Raw genomic sequence first — 19,152 nt, 5'->3', positions numbered from 1 at the left:
GCGTCAGTTCCCCTGCGGCGGGAAGGTCGCCGCGTTGGTCTTCGCTTGCGTTGGCTGGGAGGCCGGAGGCTTTGGCGTGCCGGGCTGCACTTGGGGCTGGTTCAGGATTGCCTTCACCTTGTCCTTGATCACCGCGACGGGATCGCCCGGAGCGATCGGAGCGGCGGCGTCTGCCTTGGGCTTTGCCGGCATCGTTGGCTTGGGTGACGGATCCATCAGCGCCATATCTGGGGCCATTTCCGCGAGGGAGAGCAGGCTCATGTCGGTGCCTGTGCCCATGGCTTTCGCGTCGATCGGAGCGCTGGACACCTCGGCAAGATGGGGGGCGTCGACGGGGACAAAACCGGTGGTGCGGGGGTGGAGGCGGCCCGAACCATCGCGCCACGGCAAATAGACAATTTTGAGCACCGGCCGAGCTGGGCCGACAAAGGTCCATGCCTTCTTCTCCTTGGGATTGGTGGATGCCTGAGTCCCGCTGGCAATGGTCTCGCCATCGGGCGTGGGGGCGTTTTTGGTATCCGCCCCGGCGTCGATTGCGTGGATGGCGCTGTCATCAATGGTGGTCGATGGCGCGCATGTGCCGCGCGGTGCGCTGCACACGAAGCCGCCTTTGACGTTCGAGTGGAACATCGAACAACCGGCCAGCGGCATCAGGCCGAGCGCGGCGAAGATCAGGGACGTGCGCATGGGTCAGGCGCCCCCCTTGAGCCAGCTTTCGAGGAATTCACGCGGGCGGAAACCCAGCAACACAGCGCCATCCTCACGGACCAGCACCGGCGTGCCGGTGAAACCATGGGCACGGGCGAAGGCCTCGTTGGCATCGAGGCCGCTGGTGTCGCAGGCGCGTTTCGCGACCTCCTGATCGCCATAGGCCCGCTCCACCGCAGCAGCCTTGTCCTCGGAGCAGATCACGGCTTCTGAAATCGCCCGCGTGCCGAGGATCGAGATCGGCCGCTCGGTAACGCGAACACCCATGGCCTTGAGGGTCTGGTGCAGCGCGCGGCAATAGCCGCAGTGGAAGTCGCTGAAGACCGTGACTTTAGGCGCACTGGCATTGCCACTACCCCATTCGATGGCTCCATTGGCTGGAAGGCTTGCAAGGCTCACCTTTTGAGCGGGAGCCGGCGCCGCTGCGGCCCCCGATGCCGACTGCGGACGTGATGGCGCGAGGCCCGCGCTGTCGGTCTCCTGCGCCTTTGCCGACGCGGCGGCGCCGACCAGCATATCGGGATTGATGGCGAGCAGGCGCGCGGCCGTCAGATCTTGATGCGTCTCCATGTCATAGATCCGTCCGACGATGAGGTAACGGGCAGAGGGATCGATGTAGAAGAGGTTGGTCCCTGCCTGCACCTCGCAGATGCCGGGGATTTGGCCGCAATCGACCTTGGTGACGGCGGTGCGCGGAAGACGCTGGGTCAAAGCCCGCATCGCTGCCGCATCCCTCGTCAGAGCAGGACGAGCGCGCGTTGCCGTCGCGGCGCGGGCCTCGGCGATGGTCGGTAAAGTGCTCAGCACAAGCCCGAGCATGGGCAACAGGCGCAGAAGTGATTGGCGGTGAGACACGCGAGGGGTTTCCTTCAATTGTGGATGAAGACGCCGTCGAGGAAGACCACCTCGACATCGAGGCCGGTCGGCATTTCGACGACGGGCTGGTACTGCTCGGCCCGCTCGATCAGATATTTGGAGACCATATCGCCGGACTGGGCGACGCCCTGACCAAGTCCACCCTGGGCGATGTCCGAGGTTGAAAGCGTTGAGCGCTGGCCGTTCACGCTGACCGTTGGCGAAGTCAGATAGGCCGAGGAATTGGTCGAGAAGCCGCGCCCGAAGCCACCCAGCACGCCGGCGATGAAGGCCTGACCCACCAGATTGCCCGAGCGATTGACCACGCGGCCGCGCACGCCGGTCTTGCCGCCAAAGGCGATGAAGCCCTTGACCTCGCTCACCGCGACCTTGCCGCCCGGTTGCGGGCAGGTCATGCGCTGGAGCTTCACATAGACCTTCTCGGACGAGAGATCGGCGAGCGCCGCGCCATTCACCATGCAGCCCACGATGTTGGTCTTGAGCAGCTTGCCTTGAGCATAGACCGAGCGCGCTGGCCCGGTGATGCGCAGCACCACGGGCAGCGGATCGGTCTGGCTCTTGGTGTTGGTCGTGGCATCGACGCCGACCACCACTTTGGCGGTCGCGATCGAATTGGGCGGCAGATAATTCTCGCTGTCGGTGAACTGGGTCGTTTTGCCCGGCACCATGCGCGTCCCCGTCCCGCCTGTATCGCCGCCGAAGGACAGCAGCTTCACTTCGCTCGCACGCGGCGCGCTGGCCGGATCAATAGCTGAGTGGGCCGGATCACCTGCGGGCTGCGCCAGTGGCGACCCGCTGGGAATCGAGGAGGACCGCTTATAAGTCGGTGGTGCGGCCGTTCCATACAGCGCGCTTGGCCCGGCGGTCGCCCGCTGCATCTGGGTCGAGAGCGCGGAAATCTGCGAGCGAAGCTGGTCGTTCTCAGTCTGATAGGCCGAGAGAACCTTCGATCCATCGGTTTTGAGCGCCTGGTTCTGGCCCTGCAGATCCTCGATCTGTTTCTGGAGCTGGTCGAGGCGGACGGAATCACCCTGCAGCGTCTTGATCTGGTTGCCCTGCGTGTTGAGCTGGTTCTCCGAGAGGGCCATCCATTCCTTGTCGGCCATCGAACGGTTGACGATGTCGTCGGTCGAGATCTTGATCGCCTTGGGATCGTCCTTCTTCTCGGCGCTGCCCGTCTGGGGTGTGGGTGAGGCAAGAATCCACCACATGCCCGCCATCACCAGCACTCCACCCAGACCCCACATGGCGACCTGCTGGCGGCGGCGAGTGACGGCATTGCGGGCGAGGTCATCGGTGCCGGGGGCTGTTGCGGCGGGACTGCCTTGCGTGGTGGACGTGCTCATGGCTGACCTCCCGCATCAACGCTGCGCTGGACAATGAAGGCCGTGGTTGCTTCACCGGGGGCCAGACGCGGGTTGGTGATGCTCACTGCGATGGCGTCGGCAGGCGCAACCTTGTCCTCGGTCAGTACTACGGGCTTGGGGCCGCGATTGGTGATCTTGAGCAGCTTGCCGGTGTAGGACGCCCCCACATATTGCCCGACCATCTGGACGACGAGCGTCTCGATGTTGACCGGCACCAGCGCGCGCCAGGTGATGTCGAAGCCTTCGATCGGCTTTTGGGCATACATGGCCGCAATCAGGCGGGCCGAGGCATCCTGGGCCGAGAGGCTAGCGGGCCATTGTTCGCCGACCGGGCGCGGGTGCTCGACATCGGCATTGGCGACAAACACCTGCCGCGCGTCCGAGCCACCCACGGCGCAGATGAATTTGTAGACGAAGCCTTTGCGCGTCGTCCCGAAGAAGGAGATTGTTGGCTTGGAAAAGCCATTCGCAACGGAAAGGTAGATGTCCCCGCGCAGCGGCTCGTTGACCACCTGAAAATCGTCGGCCGGATTGGCCGCCTGCACCTTGGAGACCGAGGCGAACTGGTCACCTTTAAGCGAAATGCGGGTCAGATCTTTGGCCGAGGCCTCGCAATGGACCGTGCCATTGTCGGCCACCAGCAGTGTCTGGTCGGCATAAGCGGGCGCCGCACTCGCAAGGCCTACGCCGATCAGGGCGAGGCCAAGGGCGCGCTCAGCCCACCAAAGGCGCGGGGCAAGGCTTGCCCCTGCCGACAATTCCAGAATGGCCATGAAGGAAAACCCTTGTGGGATGGTGCCGGGGAATGGGCCACTCATGGCGTTTCCTCCGGCTTGGCGATCATCCCGAAGCCTTTGAGCTTCAGGGAGACGCCGTTGTAGGTCCAGGTGAAGCGGAAGGTGCGATGCTCGGAAGTCACCTCTTTGGAGGCGACGACGGTATGCAGCGTGCCGCCGACCGTGCTGGTCAGCGTGTCGGGATCGACCCGCATCGCATCGGGCGTGAAAAATTGGGTGATCTGCGAGCCCTGCTGCTCGGCCACCACCTTCATCAGCGCCTTCTTAACCTCGCCGCGGGCCTGATCGTCAGTCACCTCGAGGATGGAGTCCATCCAGTAGGTCAGGCTTTGGGGAGAGCGGTTGAGGGCGACCATCGCCACATCGCGGGTCACCATCTCAAGATAGTCGGGCGAGACCTTGGCGCTGGTCAGCGTGAGCGGTGTGCGTAGGGTCGGCACCAGCACGACCTCGCGATCCTTGTGGCCGGCAGAGACCACGCTGCCGACCGCAATGAGGCCGAGAACCAGCGAGAGCAGCGCGAGGCCGTTGCGCTGGCGCAGGATGCCTTGCGATTTGTCGTGGGCGAGATCGATGTCCATCTCAGCCCGCCAGCACGCGAAGATGGGACGGCGGGAAGCTTTTCATGGCGAAAAACTCGCCAGGAAGGTGCCAGTATCCAAAATGCAGGATCCAAGCCATCGAGCGTCCGGCGCGGAGTTTGCGATAACCGAACCAGGCCACGGTGGAGAACACCAGCCCGATGACGATATGCGAAGCCAGAATGCCCCAGATGAAGGGGGTGACCATCACCAGGAACTCATCCAGCGTCCAGAACCCGATGAGTTCGGGATCATCCAGATGTTTGGGTATCGCATAGCGTTCCATCGCTGCCCGCCGTCACAAGAGTTTGTGGGGGATCGGGCCGGTCTGAGCGAGGTTTTGGGAGGGGCAAGGTTCCCGCGCAGCCGGCCTTCTCGTCAGATGGTTGCGGTGACCATCGCAGTGACGATCGGCACGCCGGTGCCGGCAGCAACGCCCGTGCCGACCGGCACGGCAACCTGCGCCAGCGAGAAGCGGCCGGAGGCCAGGCCGACGATGCCGCCAGCCAGGCTCAGCACAGTGATCACCTTGCCGCCCGAACCGGACAGGAAGTTGGTGAACTGCGTCAGCGCTGTGTTGAACGAGGTGTCGGTGCCGGCAAAGGCGGCGCCCGGGCCGAGTATGGCGGCCGCCACCACAGCGACGCCGAGATAGGGCGGGATCGAGGCGCGTTTGGGCGCTGGCAGAGCAAGGGACGTCATGGGGTAAGTCCTTTCGAGAGGGCCAGGAATGATTTCTTTCCTGTGCCGAACCGAAGGCTCCGCCAGACGGGGACTCACCGACAAGTCGGCTCCCGCCAAATTGGCGCTAAATCAAGTAAATTTCTGCGTCCTGACCTATGCTCGAACTGATTCGGCCCACAGGGGGTTTCGCAAGCGCCCAGCATTGGGCGCAAACGAAGCTGGGCCCGTTTCGAACTGGCACATCAATGGGCGCAAAGCGCCCATCTTTGGGCTGAAATCTTGAGGAAACAGGAGTTTGACATGGGGGCTGTCAATGAAAGAGGATCAGACAGGGGATAGTCATCAGCCGCGATCCCAGACCGCGCATCGCTTGAAGATGAGCCCGGCGGCGTTCCGGGCGCTCAGCTCGGCGCTGCACAATCTCTCCTCGCGCGAGCTTGAGCTTTGCTCTCCCAGACGCCTGCTGACCACGGTGCTCTCCTCATCAAGGCGCGAGATATTCCATATACCTTTGAGTGACTTGGATGCCATATGTCACCACGATTCGCTGGTTGGCGAGGTCGCGATCAACATCCGGATCGATTCCAGGATCAATGATCGGCTGCGTGATTTTCGCGACGATGCGGGCCGTAAGCTCGGGCGATCGGTCAGCGTGATCGAGGCGATCAACGCTTGTGCCCATGTGCTCAACGAGGGTCTTTGAGCCAAAGCAACGACTTTGCCTGAAACTTGACAAAGGTCACCCTCCCGCGCCGGTATTGGTTAACGCCGCAGCGCGCCGAGGAGTATTATGACTGAACCCATCACTCCAACCACTGACTATACTTTAGTATCCCAAGAAGGTGCCGCCGTGTTATCGGACGCGCCGGTTTCCGGGAGCCATTGCGCCTTGCTGCGGGACCGAATTAACCGCGATGGCCGGTCATTGGCAGAAATCGCTTCATTGGCGGGGATGAGCCGCCGCCAGCTTGGTCGTCTGCTTGACGGCCAGAAGCCTTTACGCCTCGTCGATCTCAAGCGGCTATCGGCTATCGTCGGGATTGATGCCGCAAAGGCAGTCATGGCCATTGAGGTAATCGGTGATTGGAGTGCCTATGACGAGCCCGTGCTGGAGATCCTCATCCGGATGCTGGCACCCGTTTTTAAGAAGGTAGATGCCAGCGCGGATTTTCCGATGGAGCCTTTGTCAGAGGCGGCCGAAGAGAAGTTCACGACATGGCTCGCTGAGATACTGGTCACCAACCAGAAGCAGATCAGGCAGCGCCGTGATGAGTTCGTGAAACTCCCCACGCTCTGAAACCCCCTCGGCCCGCACAGCAAGGGCAAACGGCTGCATTCCCTTCGGGTCGCCAGCAGTCGCAACGAAATGAGGGGTGACAGAGCTATTCCCTGAGTGGCATGGGCGCGGAAAGCTGCCTTTGCATTGTCACCAGAATGCTCGAGACGTAATGGATGGTCTCAGTGATGCGGGGCACCCGGCCCGTCGCACGCACGCGGCCTGCTCCAGCATTATAGGCGGCCAGAGCCAGATCGAAGCGGCCGAATTCATCAAGCAAGGCACGTAGATAGCGCGCACCACCACGCATGTTCTCGCGCGGGTCAAGGATGTTGTGCACGCCAAGGATACGGGCGCTGGTGGGCATGAGCTGTGTGAGACCTGTTGCGCCCTTTGGGCTGACGGCCACCGGGTTGTATCGACTTTCCTGGATGATGAGGGCGTCGAAGAGATGGACAGGCACTTCTGCTTCGCAAGCGGCCTGAGCCATGGCTGGATACCATATGGCGCGGCGTCGCTCGGCTTCTCGCGAGAGGTGAGGGCTGGGAACGTAGGGCCTGTCTTCGCATTGGCTTTGTTGAAGCGTAGTATCGACAGGCGATCGGGGGAAGGCGGGCCTATCCCTGTTGGTTTTCAGGGTTAACGCCCGGACGTGGTGCGCTCTGGTATCAGCCTGAGCCAAGGGAATCTTCAACCTGAGCACTTCGAAATCGCCCGCCAATCCACCGAAATCTTCGGGTTTGGACCGCGCGTCTCCGGCGAATGATCCTGTCACTCGAATTACAAACGGTATCAGATCACCGTTCGCAGGGCTGAATGCCTGTAAGTTCACCCGCTGAGCATAGGCTACGGGAGCTATGGCCATCGACAGAGTGCCGGCCAGCAGAAATCTGAAAATCATTACCCAATCCCATTGAAGGGGGCGGGTTCGGTTATCGCCCGCCTATCATGCAAGTCCGCTCAGCTTTTGCAAGCATGGGCTGAGATATCTCCTCGCCGGGGGCGATGTTCACGCGATCGACCTCGGCACCAGATGCCAACTTATATGATGGCCATGCCATCACGCCGTCGACGCGTAGCTCTGCATTTTTGTGGAGAAATCGGACGCCGTGGCTGTCATTTATGTGGCCTTTCTAGACATGCCACGTTAAAGAAAAATGCGCCAATCAAGTAGCTGAGATTGATTTTGACACTCGTGATCACTGCCTGCACCAACCGAAAGCGACAACCCAGTGCCCCTGGTTTGAGCGCAAGGTCGTTGACTGCCGGGTCAACTGAAGAGGTCGCCGAGCAGTGGGCGGAGAGGTTGCAGCAACCAGTCGTCCGGCACCTGAACCGCCCCGGCTTTCCCGGAGGCATTTTCAATTGAGTCATGCAACCATATCGAGGGTCTCTCTGGCTGCATAGTAATTTGCCTCGGCCTCGGCGGGTGGGATGTAGCCGATGGGGCCGAAAAGGCGCTGATTGTTGTACCAGTCGACCCAGCGCAGGGTAGCCATCTCGACTGCCGATGCGCTTGGCCATGACCTCTGGCGCCAGATGACCTCGGTTTTGTAGAGGCCATTGATCGTCTCGGCCAGGGCGTTGTCATAACTGTCGCCGATGCTGCCGACCGATGGCACGAGGTTGGCCTCGGCCAGGCGCTGGGTATAGTTCATGGCAAGGTATTGAACACCCCTGTCGCTGTGGTGGATCAGGCCATCTTCCGGCCCCGGCCTGCGGGCATGGATCGCCTGTTCCAAGGCATCCAAGACGAAGCCGGCGGGAGCCGAGGTGCTGACCTTCCAGCCCACGATCCGGCGGGCATAGGCGTCGATCACGAAGGCCACGTAGACGAAGCCGGCCCAGGTGTGCACGTAGGTAAAATCAACCACCCACAATGCGTTGGGCCGTTCAACGCGAAATTCGCGATTGACCTTATCCAGCGGGCACGGGGTTTTCGGATTGCTGTGCGTGGTGATCGTCGTCTTGCCACGCCGGACACCCGCCAGACCCATGGCTGCCATCAAGCGCTCCACAGTGCACCGGGCAACAGCCACGCCATCGCGCAGCAACTGGTGCCAGACCTTGCGCGCTCCGTAGAGCCCGGAACTGGCCTCGTGGACGCGCTTGATCTGCGCCTTGATCTCGTCATCACGGCGGGCACGCGCGGGGCGCCTGCCGGGATCGGCCAAGCGCCGGGCATGTTCATGGTAGGAGGACGGGGCGATTGCCAGTTCCTCGCGGTGCGCATCGATAAACGACATCACCATTTGCCTTGGCGGTCGAGCTCCGCCTGCGCAAAATATGCCGAAGCCTTGCGCAAGATCTCGTTGGCGCGGCGCAATTCCTTGACCTCGCGTTCCAACAGCTTGAGCCGAGCCTTATCATCGGCGGCCTGCGCCGCTGGTGCCGTTCGTCGGCTCGCCTCCTCACGGCACCAGCGGCGCAGCGTCTCGGCCGTGCAGCCAATCTTGCCAGCGATCGAGGTCATCGCCTCCCACTCCGAGCCGTAATCGGCGCGATGCTCGCCAACCATGCGCACCGCGCGTTCGCGGACTTCAGGCGAAAACTTGTTCCGGGTCTTGCTCATAACGAAAGCTCCTTCTCACAAATAGGAGCCTCCGGAAAAGCCGGCGCGGTTCAGGCGCTGGCTAGAAGCAATCTTAGTGTCATTGCCCAATTCCATGGATGGGCCAGGTTCGGTTATCGCTTAGGCATCATGCGAATTCATACAGGTTTTGCAAGTCTAGCAAGGCCCGGCTGTTCAATGGCCAAGCTCGGACGCGCGCAACATGTCTTCTTCAATTTTCTGTGACTTCACGCATGGGCCAGTGTTGCGCGGATGTCTGCCATGGACATGTAGACCCGGTGAGGGTTGTCAGGATCCAGCAGCGGAAGGAAGCCCAGATCGGCGTAAAATTTCCAGCGCCGGTCAAAATGCTCATCCTTGAGCACATCAAGGACAACAGCTGCGGCACCCATCTGCTCGGCAATGGCAGCGCAACGCTTGATGGCATCTACGACCAGTGCCGTGCCGATGCCTTTGCCGTGCAGGCTCTCATGTACAGCCACAGCGCGGATATAGATCACAGGGATGTCTGGCACCCGTGCGCGTTGCCAGGCCTTAGGGCCAAGATTTGCGCGAACCGCCATGGCCCCAAGCGTGTAGAAGCCCAGCACTGCGCGATCGCCCTCGGCTGTCGCGAGCCATGCCGTCACCATGCCGTCCCGCACCTGATCGGATAGGGATGATTTCAGAAAATTGTCTATGGGCGCAAAACCGCAGGAAAAGGCGCTGCGATCATGCAGCGCCTTGTCAAATTTTGCGATGATCAGCGAGACAGCTTCCGTCGACGCGTCAGCCTGCATCCTTGAGCACGCCCTTAGATGCCTTCATCGCCTGAGCCAATCCGGGCGCAACCTTGCCTGGGGCTTCAACTGCGGCTTTGAACGCTTCAAAGGCCTCCTCCGGCAGGATGGACAAAGCCATACGTTGCTCGACTTCCTGCGCCCTTAGCAATGCAGCCTGACGAATAAAGTCGGCTTCCTGCAGGCCGGTTGCCGCAGCCGCAGCCCGAATGCGCGCCTCGTCCGCACGGTGCATCCGCAATTCCTTGCGCGCCTCCATCCTGCCGGGCGTCGCGGCGATCGGTTCAAGAGCGAACATGCCGAGTCTCCTTTGATGGATTATGTACGGTAGAACGCCGGTTGTGTCAATTTTGCTTAGAGGGCACGGGGTAGGGACTTTCGCCTCGAAAGTGGTCGCTCAGCGACTCGAGATTCGTCATTGTAAGCCGTCATACGTTCACGGGGAGAATGCGTGCCAAAAATTGCGAAGCATGGTCCGCCATTTACGCGTCAGCAATTCTCCCAATTCTTCTCAGATTTTCGAGTATTTGATCTTTCGCAGTGCAATCATCCTGTTCACCCCAGAGTGTCGCCAAATCACCAAGCACATTGCTAGCTTCCCACGGCCAGACCGAACGCCCATCGATTTGTGCAAAGGGCCCATCAGACTCCGTGAGAACGCGAGCGCGTGGCATTCGTGCTACCAATTGGCGACCCTTTTCACCGCGAAGCATCGCCGGACCAACGCTGAACCAGCACCCAAGATCGATTGCACGATCCAATTCGCGGCTAGTGCCAGAAAACCAATGCAAAATCGGCGTTCCTGCATCGGGAAATGATTCAAGCGTATCAAGGACCGGTTTCGCCGCTCTGCGACTATGGAGGGACATGACACGACCACCCGCTGCCCGACAGATCGCCAACGCGTGTTCGAATACCTCAATCTGATCACCCCAATTCGCTTTGAACTCCGGCCCCCCGTCTAATCCGATTTCCCCGACGTAACGGGTTTCGCCGATCAACTGCTCGAACAGGGCCATTTCCTGCTTTCGCTGATGAGCGATCTGTGGGTGCAACCCCAGTGCAGTTCGTATTCTGGATGCCCCCTTCGCAAGAGTGGAAGTGCCCTTCCACGCTGAGGGAGTGGTCGTGACCGACAATACATAGAGACCACGATCACGGCACGCACGGGCTACCGCTTGCGGGTCCGGATAGAGATCCAAATGGCAATGAAAATCAATCAACGGACACCGTAATGTTTGTGAAGCGCTGCCAATTCATCAAGTCCGCGCTTTACCAGATCAATGATGGGTGCCGCATAGCCCATCCGTGGATATGCGAGCGCCGGACCTAACCAGGCCCTTAGACCAGCTGAGCTGACTTCCTGCACGGCCATACCCACCGAACGAACGTCGTCGAACTTGGCGTGATCCGCATCGGCTTTTCCTAGCGGTTCATACACATAGCCGGTCGTATCGAGAGACGCATCCCATGCACGAAAGGCAGCGCGGCGAACTTGGCAAGGAACACAGCGTCCGCACTGATGGTAGTTGAAGACGCGATATCGACCGCAACTGACTGATTGCGCTGCGAGGGACTTCAGGAGCGGCTGGTTCTTGCAGGAAATCAGCATCTCGCCCTTGGTGGCGTGTTCGTATGGGTTGATCAGATTTATACGCAGGCCAGCCACCGAAAGGATGCCTCTGAGGCGATTAAGAAATTCGGGGTGGACTGTGCGCGTACTAAGGCTCCCGAGCCGTGTACCTGTTAGCGGTGGGTTAATCGCGATGAAGCCATTTTCGCAAACGTAGAATGGTACCTCGGCGCCATCATGGTAATTCCTGAGAGTTGTTGCTGCGAGTACACCGAAAGCAATGAAGATCAGAGACCGGGCGCGCTGAGATTCCTCCTTACGCCATGGCGGGTTGGCGTTGTGGTTGAGCGGCAGATGCCTCAAACCTCCGCCAATTGCTTGTGCAAAGGCAACCTGATTGTCACCATCACCGCGCACAACGTTGCTGACCGCCAGCGGCTTCTTGCCCATCGCCGCAAGGTCGATCGCGCCGATCAGACTGTCGAGCCCACCCGACAGCAATACGACGCAGTCTTCCATGGGAAAAACGGTGTCTCGCGGGGGCGCCGGTTGGAACCCGCCGCCAATGAACCGCAGTCGCCATTGATCGGTAGATAGAAATTTGAGCGCGGCTTCCAGCGCAGCCGCTTGACCATTCCAGAAAACGGGATCGGCTACAGCGATTGTCAAATCGAGCTCGCGTGTCCAACCGTCAGCGCTTTCCGAACGTAATTCAGCGAGATCGGCCGTCACCACGGCCAGCGCAATCGAGAGGAAGTCCCACGCGCGCGGCGCAGCGAGAAGGCGTTCACGCAGAATATGATTCATGGCTGCCTGACCAGCACCGCCTCGTGCGGAACGCGCACCGATGGATGCTTGCGGTTGCCCATAAAGCACGACGTTCAAGGAGCCGTCCTCGGTGAAGGCGTGGTCGCCGGGTGCGCAAACCAGTTTCATTCTGCATATCCTTCGAAAACTTCGAAGGTTTCACGCAATGCGTCGCGGACGACCTCGCTGATTCTGCCTGCTGTCAACGCTCGACCCGCGTCGCGGAGCTTGCGAAACGAAGCAGCAACGGTCTCTTTGACATAGTCTCGTGCCTGTTTGAGCCGGGCCAGCCCGGTCGAAATATTCGGTGCCCGATCACGAATATTCTGGCCGACATCCAAGTCGAAACGCCGGAAGACATCGTGGGCGGCAAAGCGTTCGATCGCGAACTCCCGTTGCTCAGGCGCGAGACTCAAAAGATCTGCATCAGGGAAGCGCGTGAGCAGTTCGGCGAGCGCATCGCGGATGGCTGCACGCGATGCCTCGGCATCCTGCGTGCCATCGACCGGGCGAACTGCTTCGACGACAGCATCCATGATATCGTCGACCGAGCGTCCGGCAAGCAATGCGGGGTCGAGCGGACTGCCGCCTTCAGCCGGTTGCCCTGCAGCAAGTGCGCTCAGGGCGTTCCCGAGCGCGCCTGCTGTCGAGGCCGTGCCCGCCATACGCCGCGCTGCGGTCCTGGCGCCGCCATATCCATCGCGTACATATCGTCCGACGCCGCGTCGCATAGCTCCCGTGTCGCCGTTCGATCCATAATCCCCCAGACTCCGACGAACGCCGAGCCATCGCTTCTCAGGCGCGATCGGTGACGGCGGCGGCTTGACCCGTGCATCTGGTTGCTCCCCGTCTTGATCCTCGCCATCGCGGGCAGGGGCATCATCTCCGGAGGGAGCTTCAGGGGGTGGATTGTCAACCCAGGCTGGAACCATCGGTATTCCAGAAGCTGGACCTTTACTGGATTGCGAGGTTCCCATTCCCCCTCCGTTTCTTGATTGCCGCCTTTACAGGGGGGGCTACATCGCTTTTTTCCCATTCTCGCAGGATGTTCGCAGCCCAAGGCTGATCCCCGATCTTTGGCACGATATTCGGCTGGATCTGTGGGGCCGGTCGATCCTTAATGAAGGCCGCCAGACGTGCACCCTGCACCGGATCGGCAGCGGCCATAGCCAGACACGCTTCCAATATAGGCGGAACGCCCCATTCCTGCTCTTGGCGCGCCCGGTCGAGCAGCCGGTCCATGATTACTGTGGTCTCGGCGCGCGAAACATGCGCGAGCCGTTCCTTCAGCGAAGATGCCATATCGGGATGTTCAAGTAATGCGGTCAGAAGTTCCGCCGCCTCCGACGAGAGGCGATCTGCGGCAGTGATCAATGGAGCATGTTCACGGCTGACATAGAGTGCGCCACGTAAGTCGACTTCGGCGAGAGCCGGGGGCAGCGTGAGCCACTCTACGACGAAAGGATCGTCCCAAGGCGCTTCCAACTGAAGCGCAGCGCCCGCCATCGCCTTCGTCTCCCATTCGGCGAGGAAGGAAGGCTTTCCTGCGTCACTCGCACTGATCGCCGCGATCAATGCGGCATAGGCCTTGGGATCGCCGAGCCGCTCGAACAGGAGAAGCTTGGCCAGTACTGCTTCATCAACTCCGACACCTTGCGCCTTGGAGATCGTCATGCGGATTGCGAGCGCGTTCAGAAACCGCTTGATCAGCCTAGGATTTCCCGAAATCCCTGTCGCCCCGATCATCAGCGGGGCGAGACGGTCTGCAGTATCCAGTTTGCCGACCAACTCATCCGGAAAACTATCGTGGAGCGACTGGACGAACGCGCGATCGACCCGCTTTCCCTGCCAGGTTTGCTGAAGCTGCTTACATACGCCCGCGCGAATCTTTTCCTTCGCGTCATCGAGCAAATCGCTGTTCTCAACAAACAGCATCATCATATAGGCTCGCACTTCTTGGGTGCCCAGTGCGGGAACCCGGATAGGCACCTGGATCAGCTTGTCGAAGTAATTGGTCGCCAACTCATCGTCCACGCCGTCGAAATGTTTGCGGACGGCGTGTTTGATCATGTCAGTATCGGCCGCGATGACGAAAGCCGTATTTTTCAGGAACAGAAAGAGCCGGATTGCTTCAAGGGTCGAGATCGTTGTCGGTGGTAGGCACCTGTCGAGATCGTCGATGAGCACGACGAGCGTGACGCCGAGTTCCTCTAGCGTTTCTTCAAACGCATTACGCAACGCTTGAATCTCTTTAGGGGGCGATTTGTCGGCCTTCTCGGCAAGCAACCCGCTTGCGGCTTCGGCCGTCTCACCCACCGCCTTCTGCGTGTCGGCGATGAGCTTATTGTCCGCTCCGCTGCCGAGCGCTCGCGCGCCCAAGGAACAGATATCCCCGATCAAACCTGTAGGAGGCAGGCCGAAGGCCACGGTGGCTGCCGAGCCGGCGAAGAGCTTGAGGACGCGAAACCATTTGACTCGCTTGACCAACGCCTTTGCTTTGTCGACTGCGGTGGCGCGTTCTTCCGCCTCTTTTTCCAGCTTGTCGGCGATGACATCCATCAGAGCGGCGCGGGCATCGTCATAGCCCTGGTAGAGCCAAGCGTTGAATTCAACGAATATGAACTCACGCTCGCCCTCCTTGCGTTCACGGCCACTCAACGACGCTTCAGTCAACTTGATCATTGACGACTTACCGACGCCCCAGGCGCCAGACACGCCGATCGATATCGGACGGCCTCTGGCCTGAACGATGATTTCCGCAACCGTGTCGGAGACTCCCGAAAAGTTCAGAAAATCGCGCGTTGTCTCATTGTCTGCCCACACCGCAAGCCCCCTTTCCTAAGAGCAACCCTACTATCTTTGCGGGATCAGAACAACCGGTGAACCGACCGTCGAGAGCCATGGCATTTGCAGCAATTAAAGGGCAGCCTTTCCCTACTAACTTGCAAAAGCAGCCGTACCGGACTGTCCCCCCTTATAGATCTTCGCTGCCATCTCTATCGACATACTCCGGTCGGCCATTTCGGTGGACTATCCAGCGGCCGAATTTCGTTTCAGCCAGATCAACGATCCACAACGGCAGCAAAAGAGAAGCGAAGAGGGTTGCTGTTGTTTTGACCTCGAAGAGACCTTTGAAAAGGGCGAGGGCCAAGGCGATAAGGGCCAGGGTTGCTGCCCCAAGTGCGATGGCTTTGACGATGCCAATGTACCGTGGGATCAGGTAATGGCGGACGAGTTCTAGTTCATCCTTTGTCTGCCTCATTTCCTGCCGCAGCGCGAGGCGGTCAGCCATCAGCTTTTCTACCGGAGGGTTAACGGCCTTCATAGCGGTCAGAAGGCGTTCGTCGGCAATCGGCGGGAACTGGTTGTCGTTCATGTCAGGCGCTCAGGGCAAAAATCTTTTCGCTCATGGCAGGGCTGATCTCGCCATGCTCCAGCAGGTATTGAAACAGCGCGCCGCCGAGTTTGATAAGGGCGTCCTGTTCCACATCGTCGCCACCGCGGCTCAGGAAAGCCCATGCGGTCGCGATTGAACGGGCATAGATGCTGTCCAGGCTTTCGGCATCAGGCCGACCTTCGCCGGTCAAAAGCCAGTTTGCGCTCACACCGTAAATTTGGCTGAACGCGATGATCGCCGAGGCCGGAGGCTCACGCCCCTTTTCATAATTGACCAAGGCGCCGTGCGAGATGCCGATCGCTTCTGCGACATCGGTTTGCTTCAGCCCTTTGGCCTTGCGGATCTCCAGAAAACGCGCGCCGATGCTCATCCTGCACCCTTGCACGATTCTGCCTTGACGGAACTCACAAACATGAGTTACTCCAATAATTGTGAGTTTCTGCCAAACTCCACACACAAACTACTACAGAGGTGCTAGTCATGCAATTGCTGACACTGCCAAAGCTGGCCGCGCGCAGCGGTTGGCCGGAGTCTCGCGTCCGTCGCATGGTTGCGCGGGGACTGCTCTCCCATATTCGCGTCAACGGTCGGCTTCTGCTGCCGGAAACCGCAATCGAAGATTATGTGGCAAACCACTTCGTGGCCGCCGCAGGTCGGTCAACCCCGATGGGGCGCCTCACGTTGGCCAGTCCAGCGCAAGACCCTGATCCCAGAAACTGACCAATGAGGAGTTCTTGGAATGGCTGTCCTCTCATCCATTCTCGATTCCGGGAGGCCGCCCAGCGAATGGGTTGAGTTGCTGTCCACCCGGGGCCTTGTCATTTCCGAACGAGCATTGCGCGAGAAGGCCAACCGCATCGGTGCCTTCCACCGGCTCGGGCGGAACATGATCATTACCGCCGATCAGATCGACCAAATTCTGGAATATCGCAAACCATGCCCCTCGAACCGTTCCGCAGAGGCCCCACGTGGTGGGCGCGCGGGCGCGTCGAATATCTCGGCGCCCCCATCACCGACTACTATCGATGCAGCACTGGCGCATCTGAAGAGGCAGGCGCGTGGGACTGGTGCCGTGCCGAGGAAGAGAGGCAAATACGCCGCCACGTCCTAGGCGAGGATGCTGAGGCGCAGCCGCCAGCCAAGTTCACATTCGCTGATGCTGTGCTTCTCTATAAGCCGAGCGAGGCGGATGCTGGGTATCTCGTTCCAATCCTGACCAAGCTTGGCTCGATGGCTGTCGCAGACATTACGCCCAAGCTCGTGCGTGAACTGGGCGAGGAGCTCTATCCAGAGGCATCAACAGACACGTGGGTTCGTCATGTCGTGACGCCCGTTCGATCTGTCATCAACAATGCGCATGACCTTGGCCATTGCGCCCCGATACGCATCAAGGGCTACTCCAAAGAGGAGCGGGTCGCGCAGGATCTCAAGCGCGGTCGGAAAAGCCGGGTCAAGAAGACGCCCGGAAGCTGGGAGTGGCTGCTCAAATTCCGCCAGCACGCGCCGCGGCGTCATGCTGCTTTGGCTATGTTCATGTTCATGACGGGCGCGCGGATCAGCCAGGCCGTGGCGATGCATCCCGACCGTCATTTGAAGCTGGATCAGAACATGGTCTGCATCCCGGCGGCGAAGGGGCATGATGATCGATGGATCACGGTTCCACAGGAATTGGTCAGGGAGCTGGCTTCGCTGCCTCGACTTTATCCGCGCGGGTTCTACCGCACGCAGGACAATCTGCGTGTTTTCGGTTTCGCTGATCGATCAAGCCCTCGAAAGGGATGGGCCAAGGCCTGCAAACTGGCTGGCATCGATCTGCTGCCATTTCATGCCGCTGGGCGCCATGGCTTCGGCCAGGAAATGAACGTGCGGCAGGGCATCGACGAGAAGGCTGCGGGTGAATTCGGCGGGTGGTCTGACACCAGTCTGATGCGCAGAACTTATACCCACGCCGAGCAGACGGCCGAGAAAATTCACGAGGCGCAATTGCGTGGTCTGCGTGCTGCCGAGGAGCGGACCAAGCTGACTCTGTTCAGCGCCCGCGCCAGCAAAAAGAAGGAGAGAGTGTGATGGCCGTGTACGCGATTTGTACGGGCTCGGTGCGAAACGAGACGTTTGTTCCCGTTATTTTCCGCTTTGAAAATCTTTCCGGGAAAATCCGTTTCCATAAAATCCCCTTATTTCAGAGGGTTTTATGGTGGGCGCGGCAGGGATTGAACCTGCGACCCCACCCGTGTGAAGGGTGTGCTCTACCGCTGAGCTACGCGCCCGCCTTGAAGGCGTTCCGTGGCGGTTGTTTCCGGCCGCCCCGGGTGTGGAGGGGGCCTCTAACGGCCTTGCCCAACGTTGACAAGTGGGCATGTGAAGATATTTCGCATGGGCATGACCGATGCAATCGAAACGCCCGAAAACACGGGCCCCGAAACTGCGGATACCGCGGCCGTTCCTTCCACCGGCGCCGACGTGCCGCCCGATCGCCTGGCGATCAACCCGCGCAGCGCGTTCTTCGATGCGGAAAAGCTTGGCCGTGGCGTCGGCATCCGCTTCAAGGGCACGGTGCGCAACAACGTGGAGGAATATTGCATTTCCGAAGGTTGGGTGCGTGTCCAGGCCGGCAAGACCATGGACCGCAAGGGCAACCCGCTGACGCTCAAGCTCTCCGGCCCGGTCGAAGCCTGGTACGAAGATCTGGGTGAGAATCCGCCGGTGGCCAAGGCCTGATTCATTCAGAGTGACGCACGCGGCGCCTGCGTTCAGCGCAGGCGTCCGGCGCTGCCGCCGCTGCCCAGGCGGCTGGCGATGATGCGGCCGATGGGATCGTCAGCCAGGGCCATGGCCCCCGATCCACGCGGCGCCGGAGCCCGTCGGGCGGCAGGCGTCGGCGCATTGCGCGCCAGCGTCACGGCCGGCTTGGGCCCAACGGTTTCGCCTGCCACGCCATTGAGGAAATCCGCCCCGATCGGCTGGCGCGCGACCGCTGCCGGGGGCCGCTTGGCCATCAGCGTCTGGCGGGCCGGCAACGGTGTGGAGGCGCTGGCAAGGCGCAGCGTGGCGCCCGTTCCGAGGCTGCGCGTCCCGGTGGGCGCATGCGCGGGGCGATTGTAGATAAAGCCGTCGACCGGCCAATGGGTGGTGCCCAGATCCTGTATCGGCGCATACCATACGCGCACCGCGCTCCAGTCGTTGGCGTCCGACACGTCCACCGCGCGCACGTCGTTCTCGGTCTGGCCGCGCACGCCGTTGATCGGTGACCAGTTGGCGTGGCGCAGCAGCACGGTGCGCGAATCGATCACCCGGCTGACCATGGCGACATGGCCCAGGCGCATCGCACCATAGGGATGGAAGCTCATCACCGCGCCCGGGCGGGGGGTGAATCCGCGATCATAGCGGCCGGCGGCCTGGTCCCACCAGGTATGCGCGTCCCCATAGAGCTGGATGCCTGAAACCTGGCGCGCATAGGGCACGCATTGCAGGTAGGGCAGCGCGCCAGAGGTATCGGCCGGCGCGCCATCGCTTTGTTCGGGGCCGGGAATCAGCGCGATCGGCGCGGCCATGGCCACCCCTGGGGCATTGAGCCCGGCGATCAGGGCCGCCGCCGCGGCCAGGCCCAGGGGCCTTGTTCTTGTCCACCACACCATGGCGCGGTTGTGCCGCGAAATGGTCAATGCCCACCTGACCGGTGTGGTTAACGGTGGTTTCACACTTTGCCGCGAATTCAGGCCCGAAACCGGGCCGATG

At 60.7% G+C, this 19,152-nt stretch carries 23 protein-coding genes, 1 tRNA gene and 1 other annotated feature; of the genes, 4 read left to right on the top strand and 20 right to left on the bottom strand.

Annotation, left to right across the window (positions count from 1 at the left end):
* Positions 1-3 precede the first annotated feature (3 nt).
* From IE191_RS17535 to IE191_RS17505, 7 genes are all read right to left on the bottom strand, one after another.
* Positions 4-687: a hypothetical protein gene (locus IE191_RS17535; protein WP_191325672.1), complete on the bottom strand. Its 684-nt coding sequence runs from the start codon at positions 685-687 to the stop codon at positions 4-6.
* Between the two features lie 3 nt (positions 688-690).
* Positions 691-1,527 (bottom strand): DsbC family protein, encoded by an 837-nt coding sequence (locus tag IE191_RS17530; RefSeq protein WP_191325700.1) that lies wholly within the window; start codon positions 1,525-1,527, stop codon positions 691-693.
* Positions 1,528-1,577: 50 nt separating this feature from the next.
* Positions 1,578-2,930 carry a TraB/TrbI/VirB10 family type IV secretion system protein gene (locus IE191_RS17525; RefSeq protein ID WP_191325671.1) on the bottom strand — a complete coding sequence of 451 codons (1,353 nt, stop codon included), beginning with the start codon at positions 2,928-2,930 and terminating at the stop codon, positions 1,578-1,580.
* Positions 2,927-3,724 carry a type-F conjugative transfer system secretin TraK gene (locus IE191_RS17520; protein WP_191325670.1) on the bottom strand — a complete coding sequence of 266 codons (798 nt, stop codon included), beginning with the start codon at positions 3,722-3,724 and terminating at the stop codon, positions 2,927-2,929. Before IE191_RS17520 ends, IE191_RS17525 begins: the two co-directional genes overlap by 4 nt.
* Before the next feature lie 41 nt (positions 3,725-3,765).
* Positions 3,766-4,329 (bottom strand): type IV conjugative transfer system protein TraE, encoded by a 564-nt coding sequence (locus IE191_RS17515; RefSeq protein ID WP_191325669.1) that lies wholly within the window; start codon positions 4,327-4,329, stop codon positions 3,766-3,768.
* Between the two features lies 1 nt (position 4,330).
* Positions 4,331-4,615, bottom strand: a complete 285-nt coding sequence (gene traL, locus IE191_RS17510) for a type IV conjugative transfer system protein TraL (RefSeq protein WP_008065174.1) — start codon at positions 4,613-4,615, stop codon at positions 4,331-4,333.
* 92 nt (positions 4,616-4,707) lie between these two features.
* On the bottom strand, positions 4,708-5,031 hold the full coding sequence (locus IE191_RS17505; RefSeq protein WP_191325668.1) for a hypothetical protein: 324 nt from the start codon (positions 5,029-5,031) through the stop codon (positions 4,708-4,710).
* Positions 5,032-5,326: 295 nt separating this feature from the next.
* Between IE191_RS17505 and IE191_RS21160 the strand changes: the two genes are divergently transcribed.
* Complete coding sequence (locus IE191_RS21160) at positions 5,327-5,716, top strand: hypothetical protein (RefSeq protein WP_229815585.1); 390 nt, start codon at positions 5,327-5,329, stop codon at positions 5,714-5,716.
* Positions 5,717-5,803: 87 nt separating this feature from the next.
* Positions 5,804-6,310, top strand: coding sequence for a helix-turn-helix domain-containing protein (locus IE191_RS17495; RefSeq protein WP_229815583.1), 507 nt, complete (start codon positions 5,804-5,806; stop codon positions 6,308-6,310).
* Positions 6,311-6,395: 85 nt separating this feature from the next.
* Here the strand turns inward: IE191_RS17495 and IE191_RS17490 are convergent, their stop codons facing one another.
* The 11 genes from IE191_RS17490 to IE191_RS17440 form a co-directional block, all read right to left on the bottom strand.
* A complete protein-coding gene (locus IE191_RS17490) occupies positions 6,396-6,779 on the bottom strand; it encodes a lytic transglycosylase domain-containing protein (RefSeq protein ID WP_191325667.1) in 384 nt (127 codons plus the stop codon).
* A gap of 880 nt (positions 6,780-7,659) precedes the next feature.
* Positions 7,660-8,861, bottom strand: a protein-coding gene (locus tag IE191_RS17485) for an IS3 family transposase (protein ID WP_373299328.1) whose coding sequence is annotated in 2 segments (ribosomal slippage) — positions 7,660-8,573 and positions 8,573-8,861 — 1,203 coding nt in all. Because the reading frame shifts where the segments join, the coding sequence is not laid out codon by codon here.
* Positions 8,458-8,580 (bottom strand) — a sequence feature (AL1L pseudoknot). It overlaps the preceding gene by 123 nt.
* A gap of 227 nt (positions 8,862-9,088) precedes the next feature.
* Positions 9,089-9,640 carry a GNAT family N-acetyltransferase gene (locus IE191_RS17480; protein WP_191325665.1) on the bottom strand — a complete coding sequence of 184 codons (552 nt, stop codon included), beginning with the start codon at positions 9,638-9,640 and terminating at the stop codon, positions 9,089-9,091.
* A complete protein-coding gene (locus IE191_RS17475) occupies positions 9,630-9,938 on the bottom strand; it encodes a type II toxin -antitoxin system TacA 1-like antitoxin (RefSeq protein WP_191325664.1) in 309 nt (102 codons plus the stop codon). Before IE191_RS17475 ends, IE191_RS17480 begins: the two co-directional genes overlap by 11 nt.
* 184 nt (positions 9,939-10,122) lie before the next feature.
* Positions 10,123-10,863, bottom strand: coding sequence for a Qat anti-phage system TatD family nuclease QatD (qatD, locus tag IE191_RS17470; protein ID WP_191325663.1), 741 nt, complete (start codon positions 10,861-10,863; stop codon positions 10,123-10,125).
* A complete protein-coding gene (gene qatC / locus IE191_RS17465) occupies positions 10,860-12,149 on the bottom strand; it encodes a Qat anti-phage system QueC-like protein QatC (protein WP_191325662.1) in 1,290 nt (429 codons plus the stop codon). The genes qatD and qatC overlap by 4 nt, the downstream gene beginning before the upstream one ends.
* Positions 12,146-12,751: a Qat anti-phage system associated protein QatB gene (gene qatB, locus IE191_RS21155; RefSeq protein ID WP_308432939.1), complete on the bottom strand. Its 606-nt coding sequence runs from the start codon at positions 12,749-12,751 to the stop codon at positions 12,146-12,148. The genes qatC and qatB overlap by 4 nt, the downstream gene beginning before the upstream one ends.
* Positions 12,752-12,974: 223 nt before the next feature.
* Complete coding sequence (locus IE191_RS17455; RefSeq protein ID WP_191325660.1) at positions 12,975-14,843, bottom strand: KAP family P-loop NTPase fold protein; 1,869 nt, start codon at positions 14,841-14,843, stop codon at positions 12,975-12,977.
* Between the two features lie 151 nt (positions 14,844-14,994).
* Positions 14,995-15,396, bottom strand: a complete 402-nt coding sequence (locus tag IE191_RS17450) for a hypothetical protein (RefSeq protein ID WP_191325659.1) — start codon at positions 15,394-15,396, stop codon at positions 14,995-14,997.
* Position 15,397: 1 nt separating this feature from the next.
* Positions 15,398-15,787, bottom strand: coding sequence for a helix-turn-helix domain-containing protein (locus tag IE191_RS17445; RefSeq protein WP_191325658.1), 390 nt, complete (start codon positions 15,785-15,787; stop codon positions 15,398-15,400).
* A gap of 381 nt (positions 15,788-16,168) precedes the next feature.
* On the bottom strand, positions 16,169-16,333 hold the full coding sequence (locus IE191_RS17440) for a hypothetical protein (protein ID WP_191325657.1): 165 nt from the start codon (positions 16,331-16,333) through the stop codon (positions 16,169-16,171).
* A gap of 20 nt (positions 16,334-16,353) precedes the next feature.
* On the opposite strand from IE191_RS17440, the gene IE191_RS17435 reads away from it, so the two are divergent.
* Positions 16,354-17,484 carry a tyrosine-type recombinase/integrase gene (locus IE191_RS17435; RefSeq protein WP_191325656.1) on the top strand — a complete coding sequence of 377 codons (1,131 nt, stop codon included), beginning with the start codon at positions 16,354-16,356 and terminating at the stop codon, positions 17,482-17,484.
* A gap of 125 nt (positions 17,485-17,609) precedes the next feature.
* On the opposite strand, the gene IE191_RS17430 is transcribed toward IE191_RS17435, so the two are convergent.
* A tRNA-Val gene (locus tag IE191_RS17430) sits at positions 17,610-17,684 on the bottom strand.
* A gap of 112 nt (positions 17,685-17,796) precedes the next feature.
* On the opposite strand from IE191_RS17430, the gene IE191_RS17425 reads away from it, so the two are divergent.
* Complete coding sequence (locus IE191_RS17425; RefSeq protein WP_191325655.1) at positions 17,797-18,135, top strand: DUF3297 family protein; 339 nt, start codon at positions 17,797-17,799, stop codon at positions 18,133-18,135.
* A gap of 32 nt (positions 18,136-18,167) precedes the next feature.
* Here the strand turns inward: IE191_RS17425 and IE191_RS17420 are convergent, their stop codons facing one another.
* Positions 18,168-19,079 (bottom strand): CHAP domain-containing protein, encoded by a 912-nt coding sequence (locus IE191_RS17420; protein ID WP_308432938.1) that lies wholly within the window; start codon positions 19,077-19,079, stop codon positions 18,168-18,170.
* Positions 19,080-19,152: the final 73 nt, after the last annotated feature.

Origin of the sequence: Novosphingobium pokkalii (assembly GCF_014652855.1) — a bacterium.
Classification (GTDB): domain Bacteria; phylum Pseudomonadota; class Alphaproteobacteria; order Sphingomonadales; family Sphingomonadaceae; genus Novosphingobium; species Novosphingobium pokkalii.
This window is presented reverse-complemented; position numbering and strand designations above follow the sequence as displayed.

Excerpts from the sequence above, each read along its gene's own strand:
- IE191_RS17505 (WP_191325668.1), bottom strand. The coding sequence starts at position 5,031 with ATGACGTCCCTTGCTCTGCCAGCGCCCAAACGCGCCTCGATCCCGCCC.
- traL (WP_008065174.1), bottom strand. The coding sequence starts at position 4,615 with ATGGAACGCTATGCGATACCCAAACATCTGGATGATCCCGAACTCATC.
- IE191_RS17445 (WP_191325658.1), bottom strand. The coding sequence starts at position 15,787 with ATGAGCATCGGCGCGCGTTTTCTGGAGATCCGCAAGGCCAAAGGGCTG.
- IE191_RS17425 (WP_191325655.1), top strand. The coding sequence starts at position 17,797 with ATGACCGATGCAATCGAAACGCCCGAAAACACGGGCCCCGAAACTGCG.
- IE191_RS17535 (WP_191325672.1), bottom strand. The coding sequence starts at position 687 with ATGCGCACGTCCCTGATCTTCGCCGCGCTCGGCCTGATGCCGCTGGCC.
- qatB (WP_308432939.1), bottom strand. The coding sequence starts at position 12,751 with ATGCGACGCGGCGTCGGACGATATGTACGCGATGGATATGGCGGCGCC.
- IE191_RS17450 (WP_191325659.1), bottom strand. The coding sequence starts at position 15,396 with ATGAACGACAACCAGTTCCCGCCGATTGCCGACGAACGCCTTCTGACC.
- IE191_RS17520 (WP_191325670.1), bottom strand. The coding sequence starts at position 3,724 with ATGGCCATTCTGGAATTGTCGGCAGGGGCAAGCCTTGCCCCGCGCCTT.
- qatC (WP_191325662.1), bottom strand. The coding sequence starts at position 12,149 with ATGAAACTGGTTTGCGCACCCGGCGACCACGCCTTCACCGAGGACGGC.
- IE191_RS21160 (WP_229815585.1), top strand. The coding sequence starts at position 5,327 with ATGAAAGAGGATCAGACAGGGGATAGTCATCAGCCGCGATCCCAGACC.
- IE191_RS17530 (WP_191325700.1), bottom strand. The coding sequence starts at position 1,527 with ATGCTCGGGCTTGTGCTGAGCACTTTACCGACCATCGCCGAGGCCCGC.
- IE191_RS17515 (WP_191325669.1), bottom strand. The coding sequence starts at position 4,329 with ATGGACATCGATCTCGCCCACGACAAATCGCAAGGCATCCTGCGCCAG.
- IE191_RS17480 (WP_191325665.1), bottom strand. The coding sequence starts at position 9,640 with ATGCAGGCTGACGCGTCGACGGAAGCTGTCTCGCTGATCATCGCAAAA.
- IE191_RS17495 (WP_229815583.1), top strand. The coding sequence starts at position 5,804 with ATGACTGAACCCATCACTCCAACCACTGACTATACTTTAGTATCCCAA.
- IE191_RS17475 (WP_191325664.1), bottom strand. The coding sequence starts at position 9,938 with ATGTTCGCTCTTGAACCGATCGCCGCGACGCCCGGCAGGATGGAGGCG.
- IE191_RS17435 (WP_191325656.1), top strand. The coding sequence starts at position 16,354 with ATGCCCCTCGAACCGTTCCGCAGAGGCCCCACGTGGTGGGCGCGCGGG.
- IE191_RS17490 (WP_191325667.1), bottom strand. The coding sequence starts at position 6,779 with ATGGCTCAGGCCGCTTGCGAAGCAGAAGTGCCTGTCCATCTCTTCGAC.
- IE191_RS17525 (WP_191325671.1), bottom strand. The coding sequence starts at position 2,930 with ATGAGCACGTCCACCACGCAAGGCAGTCCCGCCGCAACAGCCCCCGGC.